The organism is Cupriavidus sp. DL-D2 (assembly GCF_039710735.1).
Lineage (GTDB): Bacteria > Pseudomonadota > Gammaproteobacteria > Burkholderiales > Burkholderiaceae > Cupriavidus.
The window spans coordinates 70,126-83,999 of the sequence record NZ_JBDKXK010000057.1 but is presented as its reverse complement, the minus strand read 5'-3'; the positions used below and the strand labels follow the sequence as shown (position 1 = coordinate 83,999).

The 13,874-nt window shown below is 64.2% G+C and carries 6 protein-coding genes; all 6 read right to left on the bottom strand.

Going from position 1 to position 13,874, the window contains the following annotated elements; genetic code table 11:
* A partial coding sequence (locus ABDB81_RS23775) for a filamentous hemagglutinin N-terminal domain-containing protein (protein WP_346813771.1) occupies positions 1–5,943 on the bottom strand: 5,943 nt, incomplete at its 3' end.
* Positions 5,944–6,047: 104 nt separating this feature from the next.
* On the bottom strand, positions 6,048–6,854 hold the full coding sequence (locus ABDB81_RS23770; protein ID WP_346813770.1) for a peptidylprolyl isomerase: 807 nt from the start codon (positions 6,852–6,854) through the stop codon (positions 6,048–6,050).
* A gap of 12 nt (positions 6,855–6,866) precedes the next feature.
* Entirely contained in the window at positions 6,867–8,552 is a 1,686-nt protein-coding gene (locus ABDB81_RS23765; RefSeq protein WP_346813769.1) for a ShlB/FhaC/HecB family hemolysin secretion/activation protein, read from the bottom strand.
* Between the two features lie 77 nt (positions 8,553–8,629).
* Entirely contained in the window at positions 8,630–11,110 is a 2,481-nt protein-coding gene (locus ABDB81_RS23760; RefSeq protein ID WP_346813768.1) for a filamentous hemagglutinin N-terminal domain-containing protein, read from the bottom strand.
* A gap of 497 nt (positions 11,111–11,607) precedes the next feature.
* Positions 11,608–12,594 carry a tripartite tricarboxylate transporter substrate binding protein gene (locus tag ABDB81_RS23755; protein WP_346813767.1) on the bottom strand — a complete coding sequence of 329 codons (987 nt, stop codon included), beginning with the start codon at positions 12,592–12,594 and terminating at the stop codon, positions 11,608–11,610.
* A gap of 98 nt (positions 12,595–12,692) precedes the next feature.
* Positions 12,693–13,808, bottom strand: a complete 1,116-nt coding sequence (locus ABDB81_RS23750) for a hypothetical protein (protein ID WP_346813766.1) — start codon at positions 13,806–13,808, stop codon at positions 12,693–12,695.
* Positions 13,809–13,874: the final 66 nt, after the last annotated feature.

Here is a 13,874-nt window from a genome sequence, read left to right as displayed (position 1 = left end):
GCTGGCTTCGGTGTCTACCGAGCCGTCTTCGCGCGTGATGCGGAACGCATCGTTGATCGCGCGGATGCTGTCGGCTTCGATGTCCATGTGCATCGCCGACAGGAAGCCGCCGGGTTGCACCACCGTGCCGGTGACGACGTTCCAGCCACCTTGCGCCTTGTATGCGTTGGTGCCGATCGACACCACGTTGGGGCTCAGGTCGAGGCTCCCGGCCTTGACCGTCAGCGTGTCGCTGGCGATCACTTGCCCGGTGTTGCGTAGCTGACCGTCGATGGTCAGCTTGATGTTTTCGCCGCTGATCGTGCCGCCCGTGGGCACGGAGAGCGCTTGTGCGTAGCCTTCTGGTAGGTAGACCTGCGGGACCAGCGCGTTGACCGGCGCACAGATCGTGCTCGATACCGTGCAGCGCGGATCGGGGACGGCTTGCTCCACGTACCAGAGCATCGGCGCGTCGAGCGCCTTGACCTGGTCGTCGCTCAGCGCCGTGCCGAGCGCGATGTTGTGATCCTTTGCGTAGTCGGCCGCGTTCTTGTAGAGCGCCAGTTTTTCCTGATCGGTGACCGACAGGTTGTTCTGGCTATCCCAGGACAGTCCGCTGATAAAGCTCTCCTGGCCCGTCTGGGCCAGCGCGGCCTGCTGCAGTTTCTGCGATTCGGTGTACGGGTCGTAGTAGAACGACACATTGCCCGGGCGTAGTTCCGGCGGGAGTTGGCCCAGCAGGCTGTCGGGCGTGATGCCTGCGAGGACGCCTGTCGCCGGGTTCGGATTGACGTATTGGGCTCGGTCGTTCGATCCCGTCGGGGTCGTGATCGGCGTGCCATCCGGTTTGGCGTTGAAGTGCCAGTCGACCGTCGGCGGCGTGCCGGTGGTCGGTGCGCTCGGCGTAGCAACGATCACCGGCGTGAACTGCCACGGGTCGGTAGGATCGACGGCCGGTGTCGTGGCCGGGAGCGAGCCCGATGGCACCGGCGTGGGCCCAAGCGGAATCACCTGGCGCGGCGCGGTGTTGGCGGGTGTCGGCTGGTCCGGGCTTGTGATGCCGTTGACCATCGATGCACCCGTCAGATCGACCGCCGCACCTAGCAGGTTGCCGGTATTGACGATCTGCCCGCCCGAGTTCACGGTCAGTGTGCTGCCTGCCTGGATGCCCGATGCGATATTGCCGATGGTCGAGCGACCACCGGTGTCGTGCCAGCGATCACCGCCGCTGCGGTCTTCCTGCCAACGGCCGATCCAGTCTGCGTTCAGTGCGATGGCGGTATTGTCCACGCCGCCACTGGCCTGCACGTTGACATCGCGGCCACCGCTGATCAGTGCGCCGTGGTTGTTGAGCGAACCTGTCTGGATGGTGACGTCGCGTGCGGCGGAGATGACGGCAGCCGGGCCGGTCGCGGCGTCTTCCGTGGCTGCGCACTGGCTGTTGCCATAGGTGCCGCCCGGATTGCATCCACCAGCATAGGACGGGTTCTGGCCACCATAGCTCTTGTGCAGCTTAACCGGGTCCAGCGATGTATTGACCAGCGAAGCCGCCGTAATCGAGACATCGCCAGAGATCGATTGAATGGCGCCAGCCTGATTGGTGACCGTGCCGCCCGTCGTGATATCCACCTTGCCCTGCGCAGCCAGCGTCGCGCTGAGGTTCTGCACGTTGCCGGCATTCACCGTCAAGGTGTTCCCTGCGGCGATAGTGCTCGGGGTCTGCTTCCACGCTACCGATTGCACCGTCGGGAAACTGTCGTCCGGGCAATCGCCTCCGGGAACGCAGCCCTGCACGGTGGTCACGTTGACTTCGTTGATGCCCTTGTTCGTGAACGTGCCCGGCGTCGTGATCTTGATGTTGCCTGCTGCGGCGATATCGCCGGCATTGGTGAGATCGCCTGTTCCGGTCAGTGCGAGATTGCCACCCGAAGTGATCTGGCCTGCCTTGCCAAGCTGGTAGGTCGTCGATGACTTCGTGGGAGCCGTGACGGCCGCGTTGTTGACATCCAGACCGACCGTCACCGGCATGCCGGTCAGCGGTGGCGCACCGCAACTATCTCCCGAACAGGGAGGCGGATTGGTGCCAAACAACAGTTGGTTGTCCGCGCCCTTGGATTGCGTCCCGGGTACCGTCTGGCCGAGTTGCTTCAGGTTCGCCAGCAGTGCATTGAATTCAGCCTGGTTCACGGTATCGGTGACGCTGTCCACCAGCGTTGCCGAGCGACTGTTGTCGAGCGCGCCAACATCGAGTGTGACGTTGCGTGCAGCGAAGATGGAACCGCCCTTGTTGGAAAGGTTCGCTGCGGCGATATCGAGGTTTCCACCTGCAACGATCTGCCCGGCGGTGCCATCGGCTTGCTTGACCACGGTGCGATCCACCGTCGGCAAGGCAATGGCAGGGCCTGTGCCATTGACGGGGTCACGGCTCGTGATGTCGACGAGCTGGTACATCGGCAGGTATGTGACGCCGTTTTCTCCGCCCGCCGAGTAGGGCTGATAGCCGATCTCGGGCGCCAGTGCCGTGCCGTCAGCAGTGCGACGAATCTCGCCAATCGTGAGGTTGTGCGTCGCGCCAGCTCGCGGTCCATTGGATTCGCTGAACACCCACTCCGCGTAGTTGCCGATCACCGCGGAGTTGACCAGCGCATCATCCGTGATCTTCCCCGTCGTGCTCCCCGCATCCACCGGCCCGGTGCGATCGTTGATCACCGCGCCCGCCGCGATATGCATGTCACCGTTCGCACCGATCACGCCGCCCGTGTTGGTCACGGTGCCGCCGATATCGATCTTCACGTTGCCATTGGCCTGCGTCTTGGCGCCGGTGTTGTCGTAGTTGCTGCCAGTGACTATTACGTTGCCGAGCGCTTCGGCCACGCCACGGTTGGTGACGTTGCCATCCAGCGCCAGATCGCCGTTGGCATGCAGCGTGCCGGTGTTGGTCAGGTTGCCTGACGACAGCGATACGTTACTGCCGCCGATAATCTGCCCGGTGTTGGTCAGTGCACCACCCGTGGCCAGCGACAGATTGCCCGCCTTCTGGATCGTGCCGCTGTTGCTGATGCCCTGGCTCGCGTTCAGCACGACACTGCCACCGGGAACCGTCCAGGTGCCGGTGTTGTTGATCGCCAGTGCGCCCAGTGTCAGCGTGCCGTTTGCGTCGATCTTGCCCGTCGTGGACGCTGACGGATCGAACACCTGATTGAGGGCGTTCAGCGTCAGGTTGTTGCCGGCCAGCATCTGCCCGCCGACATTGTTGAAGCTGCCGTTGCCACCCTGCACGGCGAACGAGAGGTTGCCGCTCAGCGGATTCTGGCCGCTCAAGTCACCGGCGAACAGCGTGCCGCCCTGGTTGTTCACCAGCGCCCCCGTCGACACCGTCAGTGTCTGCGCGCCGGAGAGCAGCCCTGCCGCGTTATCGAAAGCGTTGGCAACGGTCACGCTGACGTTCTGGCCGCCCAGCACGCCACGGTTCGTCAGGTTCGCAACATTGAGCGTGGCGGCATTGCCTGCCAGCGTGCCGGTATTTGTGACCGATCCACCCGAGACCTGCAGTTGCTGAACGGCGACCGTACCACCGGTGTTGCTGATCGTCGCGCCATTCAGCGCGACGTTGGTTGCGGTGGTATCGCCAGTCAGTGACAGGCTGCGCGTGGCAGCCGCATCAAGCGTGCCGTTCACCGCGTTCTGCTTGCCTGCTGGCGCACCGATCGTCACGTCGCCGCCGCGCAGCGTGGCATCCTTGCCGATCCACGTCAGGTCACCGACCTGCAGCGTGCGTCCCGCCGACACGCCGAGGTTGCCGCCGACCATGGTGCTGCCGGACAACGTCGCGTCCTGCGCAGCGGAGACGCTGGCATTGCCGATACTCGTCAGCGATCCACTGATCGTGGCAGACCCCGTTGCCGCCGACACACTGGCATTGCCACCACTCGATAGACTGCCTGACACCGCGGCATTGCCACCTGCCGTGATCGTGGTGTTACCGTCGCTGGTCAGCGCGCCGTTGACGGCGACATGGCCCCGCGTGGCAGTGATCGTGGTATCGCCCGCGCTCTGTGCCTGGCCGCCCACCGTCACGTCCTGCGCCGCCTGGAGCGCGATGCTGGCATTGCTGCCGATCTGTCCGCTGGTGGTAATGCTCCCAGTCTGCGCGGTGACGTCGAGCTTCCCGGTGGAGATGACCTGGCCGCCCAGGCTGACATCTGTCCCTGCGTTCACGTTCAGCGTACCGGGCGATACCACGTTGCCCGTGGTCGTGACGCTGCCATCGACACCCGTCAGCGATACATTCCCGGTGGTGCTACCTGCAGCACCATGGATGGTCAGGTTGCGCTGCGAGGCAAGATTCAAGTCTCCAGCCGAAACAGCGCTGCCGTCGATGACCGTGTCTCGCGCTGCCTGCAACGCGATGGTTCCCGGCGACGTGACGTCGCCACCCAGGCGGATATCGCCCTGCCCGTCCTGGCCCGCAGCCTTGACGACAATCGTCGCCCCGCTGACCGCACCGCCAATGTCGACATTGGTTGCTGCATCCAATGCCACGGCCTGCTGCGCCTTGACACCTCCCGCGCCCTTGATTGCGCCTGCGGACGACAACACGGCCAGCGTGCTACCCGACTCCAGCGTGCCACCCAGCGTCACATCGCCCGAAGCGTTGACCGTGAAGCCCGCTTCGCCGCTGCCATTGCCCGATGCTTCCAGCGTACCGGCAGCATTCAGGTTCACCGCCTGCTTGGCATAGCTGCTGCCGATCTTGAGGTTGCCGGACGAATCGATAGTCAGGTTGCCGGACGATGCGGCGAGGTTGCCATCGGACCGTACGCCGACACCCGCCGCAGTACTGACGATGCGGATTTGCCCTGCATTCATCGCACCGAACGCTGTGGCGTCTATCGCCAGTCCGTTCGCAGCGGTAGTGGTGGTCGTGGCATTGTTGGCACCCGTGGGCACGGTCGTGAAACCATCGCCATCCGGCTTCACCAGTTGCCGTCCTGCCACCAGATTGATCTGCCGCCCCGCGTTGAGCGCCGCATCTACGCCAATCGATTCGGCTATCAGGTTGATGTTGCCAACCGAGCCCTCGATCCCGGTGCTCGCCGACCCCGGCGTGGGATTGCCGATCTGGATGCGGCCACCTTCCACAAGGAATCCTGCCGTTGCCGCCGCATCGAAGCTCGTGGCAGCGCCGGACGCCGACAACCACTGCGGTGTGCCCGTGGTCAGCGTGACCTGCGAAGTATTGGTGAATCCCGCACCGTTGGTATAGACCCCACCCGGCGCGGCGATGACCACACCGGCCTGGGTGCCAAAGACCTCGACCATGCCATTGATCTGCGCCGGCGCACTGCTGGTCACCTGATTGACGATCAGTCGCGCGGGGCCGGACGCCGCCAGATTGGCATTCGCTGCAACCTGTCCGCCCAGGAACGCGCCACCACCGCTGGTGCTGTTGTTGAGGATCAGCCCGATCGGATCGACGACGAACGAACGATACTGATTCAGCGATACGCCCTGAGCATTCGGCGTGGTGATGCCTACCACGGGCACGCCACCAGCGGGCGCGCCGGGGCCGGCCGTCGTCGAGATCGTCGGGGTAAAGCGGATTGGCGCAGTGGGGTCTGCGATGGGTGCGGCCAATGCTTCGGTCGGCCCGAAGCTCAGTACCACTGGCAGCCGTGACATCGCCCAACCCAGCAGACCCTGCCGAACCGCCCCAACGTGAGTGGCAAGACCATCCACGGGCGTAGCTCCCGCGCCTAGCACGCCGGCCGCCTGCTTCGACTGCTGCAGCGTGATCGACATCGGCCCCAACCACATCGTCGTGGCAATGCACGCCGCAACAGCACGTGCTGCAATGCTGCGACGGCCACGGTCGGCTAGCGACATATCCTCCGGACCCTCCGTAGTGGCAGGGGCGGAAGACGAATAGGCAGGGTACAGCGTGGCCGAGCGGTCGCGTTGCATGGTATGGCTAGACAGGAGGCTTCAGTCGGATGGCACCCGACGGCGAACAGGCAGCCGTCAGGGCTTCAAAAGAACAGCGATGACTTGACGAGCAAAGACGCTGACTACTGGGTGATCTTTGCCTTGGTCAGCAGGCCGGTCACCAGGGTCAGCGTGGCGCGCTCCAGTGCCTGTGCCTGAAGCGCCTGGCGAATACCTGGCGCGGCGGTGTCGAATGACGGAATCTGCGTGGGACGCACGGCATCGATCTTGATGAGGTAACGACGCTCGCCCAACACCACGGGTGCGGGTGTGACAGCACCCGGCGGCAGAGACGCCATCGCCTGCGCAATCGGCAGTGGCAGGTTCTGTGTCTTGCCCTCCTGCACCGGCACCTTGAAGCTGAGCCATTCCATCGCGCCACCCGCGGTCTTCGACGGTGCGAGGCTGATGTCCTGCGCGATCTTCGCGAAGTCTTCGCCGGCCTTGATGCGCGCCAGTGCGGCACTGGCCGTGGCATCGTCGGCCACCTCGATCACGCGCGCCTTGTACTCCTTGTCACCGAGCGTGGCGACGATGGCGTCATACCGCGCACGCACTTCTGCATCGGTCACCGGTGCGGGCTTGATGTGGTCCTTGAGCCAGGCCTGGGTGAGAATCTGGTTACGCGCCTCGCGCAGCAAGGCCTGGACATCTGGCCGCTGATCCAGTGTCTTGTCTTTTGCAGCTTCCTGACGGAACAGCTCGCGCGCGATCAGTTGCTGCTTCATGGCCTCGCGTGCAGGCGCGGAGTCGGGAAGGCCCGCCGCGCGCACGGCGTCGACGATGGCGCTGTCGGGAATCGCCACGCCATTGACCGTGGCGGCGTACGCGCATTGAAGACCCAGCGCCATGACAGCACCCAGGACGGCACGATGGAATTTGGCTTGCATGGTGTCTTGCTCCTAATAAATCCAGTTCAGGGTGGCCAGCACGATGCCGCGCTTCGGCCCAAGGTTGGCGGGCTGCGCCAGCGGCGCGCCCACCAGCAGTTCGCTTGTGAAGGTTTGTCGCGCCCATTGGGCCGACAGGCGGATACCCGCGCCGGCGCCGGCCACGGCTTGCCATTGGCGGGTGGCCACGTACTGCGTTTCGCCGCCATCGAGGAATACGTACGGTTCCATGCGGATACCGGCAATGACAGGCGCATTGACCCACGCGAACTCGTTACGCAGATAGGCACCGCGATCACCGGCGATCACACCTTCGCGAAAGCCACGCACCGTGCTCATGCCACCCGCATAGATCTGTTCCGAGCCGAACAACGCCACGTTGGTCCACTGCCCCACCAACTGGGCGCGCCATGCGAGTTGCACGCGCTCCGCAATCGTCGGCAGCGGCAATTGCGTGGTCGAGTTGGCGTCAAGTTTGTTGAACTGCGCATGTGCTTCGTCGTGCCGGATATCCGATGGATCGGACGTGGCGTGGAACGATGGCAAGCCGCGCGAGTACCCGGCTTCTGCCGTGACATAGCCCTGCTGACCATTCGCCGCAAAGCGCCACAAGCCGTTCCATGCCGCGCGCAGCACCGTCAGCCGTTGCGGGTCGAGCAGCAGATTGTTGATCTCGCGCTCGCTCTTGCGCCATGTGAGCGTGAGGTCCAGCGCCTGCCGGCCGCGCTGGTCGCGCGTGATGACCCGGTTCCAGCCGAACGTGTGCCCGACCGTGCGGCCATAGAGCAGCGCGCTATCGCCAATCGTGTTCTGGTACTCCGACAGCGATGCCGTGTAGCTGAACGTGTTGTAGCCAAATGGCACAGCGGCGGAGGCGACTGCCGCATTGGTATCGGCCGTGCCCACATAGCTCACGCCGAGCGATTCCTGCAGTCCCAAGGCGTTGTCGGCATCGATGCCCAGCCGCGTGCGCGAGATACCTGTCACGCGGCTGCCGTAGTTGTCTACGCCGGCATTGAAGCGGAAGCGGTCGCCTGGCTGGTTGGCCAATGCCACCACCGAACCACCCGGTGTCTGCCCCGGCAGGATCTGCATCTCGGCGCGGTTCCGGCGCAGCCGGTTCAACTGATCGACGCCCTGCTCCAGATCGGCCAGGCGCAAGGTGTCGCCCGGTGCCGGGAATTGCCATACGGTGCCGGCGTCGGTGACCCATCCGCCTGCGGACGTATCGAACAGCGGCAGCGATCCCGGACGCAGCGTCTTGCCATTGAACTGGAGTGACTCCACGCGACCCGGCACCACCGTCACACGCAACACGCCACTCGCCAGATTCTGCTCGCCAAGGTAGGCCCGCGTGGTGATGTATCCGTGGGCCACGAAGGCTTCGGTAAATCGGCGCAGCAGCAGGTTGATGCGATTGGCACCCAGCCTGTGGCCGACGAACCGGGCGGTAATCGCTTCGACCTCCGCGTCGGACAGCACGGTATTACCTTCGACGTCGATGCGATGAATCTCGAATGTGGCAGCGGTTTCCTCGATATCCTCGACGCGCACATCTGGCGACGTCGAGACACGATTCTCGATCTGCGGTGGTGGTTGCGTGGCTTCGCGCTGCAGGTCACGCTGCCGCTGCTCGCGCAACAAGCGCTGAGCCGGGTCTTCCGGTGGCACAGGACCCAACGGAGGCACCTGGGCCATGGCGGAACCTGCGACGGCCATCAGCCAGCATGCAGCCGCAGCGCGCAGGTGCCTATGTACTGGTACTGGCAATTGCGTCATCGCCACAGCCACGTTGTCATCCCGAGGTGGTTTTCCACCGAAACCGGCTCTTGCTTCCGTGGCCGGCTTGTCGTGGTGGTGCCAGCGATGACGACATCGCCATCAAAGCTGCCGCCGTTCACAATCCCATCGCCGCTGATGCGCGTGCGGCCTGTCGCCATCCAGCTTCCGCCAACGTCCATCGCGTACAGCCGTGCCCAGGTATCGCCGAAGAACACCTTGAAGCCGCGATTGCGAGCAATCGCCATGTATCCGGTGACGCCTGACGCATAGCTCGACGGCGCGTTCACAGTCAGGTCGCCCATCGCCAGTACCCGACCACCGATGTTCTCGGCAGATCGGCCGGCGGTGATGTCGATATTGCCGCCAGCGGATAGCAGGCCGCCCGTCACGGTGGTATTGGATGACGCTGAAGTCCGGCATACGATCATGCAGGTGCGCGAGTAATGCGCCTGGCCCGTGGTCACACCTTCCGTGCGGAACGTATCCGCAGCCTTTATCGAGATCGGGCCGTTGTTGGCGTAGATCTCGCCGCCAGTGTTGATGACGTTCCGGCCTCGGAGCGAGGTGCCGGTATCCGACAGCAGATAAGCGACCTGTCCCTGGCGATCGGCGGTGCCGTAATCGATATCGAACGTACTGCTACGTTTGGACAAGACCATCCAGCGTCGCCCGGATGTGGAATCGATCAGCGCCTGTTCACCGTTGGCACCGGGCTGCTTGGTGATCTCGTTGATGAGGTCGCCAGCTGCCGCCACATCGAGCCGCGCATTGGACAGCATGCGCGCATGCCGGTTGACAATATCGCCATCCGCTCGCACCACCACGTCATCGGCGGCGCCAAAGAGAATGCCGAGGTACTGCGGAGTGGATTCATTCCAGATGGAGCCACCCGCGCGAACCGTCACCGCCCCTTCTGAATCCGCGCCTTCGAAGCGGCGCTGGCCTTGCAGCAAGGCACCGGCATTGTTTAAGTCACCATCGACACCCAGCAGGACGCCGCCATTCCTCGCCACGATGGTGGATTGACGCGTGCCCGATATCAGATCCATCGATCCGGCGTGGAGCACGACATTGGAGGCTGCCATCACGTCGGCGTCTTGCTGGTGCCATGCGCCTGCCACATCAACGTCCACCGCGCCACCGGAAGACGTCAGCGTGGCATCCTGCAACGTGGCATTGCCTGCCTTGATGGATACGCCGCCGACGCCATCGATATCGGTCGCACTAGCAAGCAATCCCGTGGCCTTGATCGACATGGCACCCTGGTGCGAGACCAGCGACGAGCGTTCCCGGCCACCCGTCACGCTGAATCCGCCCATCCCCTCCAGCACGACATTGCCGTTCGCGCCCATGCGCACACCTGCGAGAGACACTCCTGCGCCTGCGTCGAACACACCCAGCCCGCCACTGGCGTCCAGCGTCGTATCGGTGAGTGACAACGTCTGGCTGTGCGCCTGCCCGGTCTTGCCGATGACCAGATCGCCAGTCGTCGTCGTTCCCGCTTCAATCGCGCTGTCTGCGAGGTGGATGCGATCGGACGAAACCTGTACGTGACGCCCTGCCGAGATGGACCCGCTCCCACGCAGGCCCCCGCTGCCGACGAGGACGTCGCGGTAGGCGCCGACCTTGCCTGAAGCGAGTTCCAGATCGCCACTGCCGGAAATCACGAAATCCCCCGCTGTGGCAAAGGCCGAGCCGGCATTCCGCACGCCCGCCCCTTGGTCAGTCACGATCAGTTCCACACGTCCGCCGAACAGGCTGCCTGCAGCCGTGATATCGAGCGCAATCTTGTTGGACGATGCGGTGCCTGCTGTGTAGGAGATCCACGGTGTCAGGTTGTCGCCAGGCGACACGCTGGCGTCTATCTCCGCATGGCTGTCCCCCACCACGGCGCGCACGCGCGAGTTAGGGTCGCCGTAGAGGTTCTCGATCGTTCCGTCCACGCGCAGTTGCTTGGAGATCAGTTCGAGGTTCAGCAGCGTTCCCGACAACCCGCCGGGTCCGATGTCGATTGCGCCCTGGCTTGTGTTCAGCACCAGGTTGCGCTGCAACTGTCCGTTGACAGTGAAATCGTTGAAGGTGACCTGCCCTGTCGTCAACGCAAGGTTGCCTACGTTCTGCACGACCATGCCATTCACGCTGATGCCGTTCGGATTGGCGATCACCACGTTTGCACGAGGTCCGAGCACACTGAGCGGGCCTTCCAGCAGCGAGGGGTTGGTACCGGTGACCTGATTGAGGATCGTGCGTGCCCTGGCAGCCGAGTTGTCGAGGTCGACACCCGCGCGCGGCACGTTGAACTCGCGGAAGCTATTCGTGGACACACCGCCAACGGCACCCGCCACGCCCACCGTCGTGCGTCCGCTTGCGCCCACGTTGACGGTGGTAGCCGTACTGCCATCGATCACCACACCCGCCGCGTGGCTCTGCACCGCTAGCGCGATCAGTGTCAGTCCCGCGACTGCACCGCGCACGCGGGGACGGACCGCCTGGCGTGCAAGGCGGCCTCCGATTACCCGGTATCCCAACAAAGTACTGCTCCGTTCGTTCTTGTCTTTTTGAATGCCGGTGGCCGTCGCGTCGCGTGGACTGACCCTGGCTATCCCTGTTGGAGCGCGACATTAGCAAAGTCCGACACTCTGTAAAACCCGACTTGCGGGCGTATTGGCAATCTTGTTGATGTTGCGCAACGGGAGAGCGCCGAGGGAGAAGACGGCTTCTGAAGAGAGATCGGAAAAGGACTTCCAGCCTATGCCGATATCTCGATTTCAGTCCGAAAGGCTTTGTATTACCGAGGAAGACAAGCAGTCACAGGTTTTGGCTGACGACTAAAGTTCTGCGCGCGAAAGCCGTTAATTCGTTTCGGGAGGATTCAACGACTATCCAGACAAGGGCACCGACACCCTGCCGATGGGGGTCATGCCCCCTACTGTGGGAGGATTTTCAAGAAAGCGAGGAGGCGTTCACGCCCTCAAACCAATCGTCCTGACACCGCAGCAATCGTCTTCCGCCAGACCTCGCGCTGTTGCGTCAGGTAGGTCACAGCTCCCGCGCCAGTGAGGCCAAGCGGTTCAGCGCCATCCTGTGACAGGCGTTGGCGCAGCGACGATGTTTTCAGCAAGCGGGCGAGTCGGAGTTCAAGCGTGGCGCGGCGCGCGGACGATACCGTGGGTGCGGCAAGTACGCCGTACCACGCGTCCTGCCACATGCTTTGCATGCCGGACTCGGCGAAGGTGGGGACAGAGGGTGCCAGCGGGCTGCGCGTGCGGCCGGTGACGGCGAGTGCGCGGACGCGACCCTGACGCATCAGGGGGAGCGATGCTTGCAACGTACTGAACAGCAGCGCCACGTGCCCGCCTTGCAGGTCGATCAATGCGCGGGCGCTGCCGGGATACGGAACGTGCGACATCGTGACGCCGGCCTCGCGACACATCTGTTCGGCCACGAGGTGCGCGCTGGAATGCACGCCCAACGATGCATAGGCGATTTCGCCGGGGCGGCGGCGGGCTTCGTCGAGTTGGAAAGCGAGGGCTGCGCGACGGTCTTCCGCGCGCGAACGGGTGCCGTCGCCGGCCATCAGCAATACGTGGGGTGTGCTGGCGACGATGGCCAGCGGATGCAGCGATGCGACCATCGCATCGGATGCACCGGGCAGCAATGGCGCGATGCTCACCGAGCCTACCGTGCCGAGCAGCAGCGTTTCACGCGTGGCGTCGGCGCGGGCGGCTTCCTGCATGGCGATCTGTCCGGCGGCACCGGGCCGGTTGTCGACGATCGTTGGTGCACCATCGCCAGTGAGCCCGTCCGCGACGATGCGCGCGATGTGGTCGGCCCCGCCGCCTGCGGCATAGCCGACAAGCAGATGCATGACATCAGCGGCAAGACTCGGATGCCAGGGGCGTGCAAACGGCAGCGACAGCAGCGCTGCGGTCACGCGCCTGCGGGAAAGCACGGACATGAGGCGGGGACGCGAATCGAAAGGCTGGCCGCATCGTAGCACCAGCCGCCCGCGCCCGCCGTGCGGACAAACCCACCTGCCCTATGTCTTGCGCCCTGCTACGGCTGCGGTGGTCGGCAGGTGGCTCCAGCCGAATTTGCGGACGGATTCGTGTCGAACACCGCCTGCGCACCGCATTGCGAACCGAACATGCGCGCCTGGTCGTGCCCCACGCCCACCACTTCGAATGTCTTGTGCGCGGTAATCGGTGCCGCGCCTGCCAGGAACTTCTCGTAGCGCCAGTAGGCGCGTGCGCGCTGCAGTCGGGTTGGTCCTTCGGCCTCGGCGCCGCACGCCTTGTCGAGCACGCGATGGTTCGGGTCATTGTCCTCGCTGCCCGCCATGTACGTCACCTGCCGCTGCATGTAGCGCCGATACAGCGTCATGCCATCGGCACCCTTTGCGTACGCCACCATGTCGCCCATGCCGTAGCGGTACTTGTCATAGTCGGCACAGACCGCCGTGCTGTAGGGCGCAAAGCGTTTGTAGTCCGGCGCAACGGGCCGGTCTGGCGTGAAGTAGAGGTAGGACGATGGATTGGCCACCACGTAGTGCAGGTCGATACCCGTGCCGCGCACTTTTTCATCCACGTTATTGAGCACCGCATAGCGATGCACGATCTGCGCGCCGCCCGAGTGGCCGGCCACCGTCACCTTTTTCACCAGCGGCACGCGCTTGCGGTCGGTCACAAAGGCCAGCAGATCGTCGAGCACCTGCAGCGAACTGGTGCCCTTGCCCGGACCCGACACCGCATCTTCCCCGCCGATCCACCCCTGCACGGTCCAGACCGGCATGTTGTCGAAGTGCTTCGCGGTATCGGGCGTGCCCGGAAAATTCGGCGCGATCAGCAGCACCTCGTCGGCGTTGCGGCCGCTGGTTTTCAGCAGTTCCGCACCGGCGGCGTAGTAGTCGTCGCCATTGCGCTGCAGCCCGTGCTGCACCAGTATGACCTCGCGAATTCGGCTCAGGTCGCCGTCGAGCCGATGATTGGCGTAAACCGGGAAGTCATAACCCGCGCCCGCCCCCAGGTGTACGCGCTGCCATGACGGTTTGGAAGCCTTGCTGGCCATCGCGGGACCATCGACAGTTGGCGACGGCGACGTAGCGCAACCGGACAACGCAGCGATGGTACTGATGGCGATGGCTACCGCAGCGAGGCGGACGTGGGATGGCATGGCGTCTCCTTGATGTTCTGTTCACGCATCCTGCGCGTGATGGCGGCGCCCGCCATCCGGCAAAAC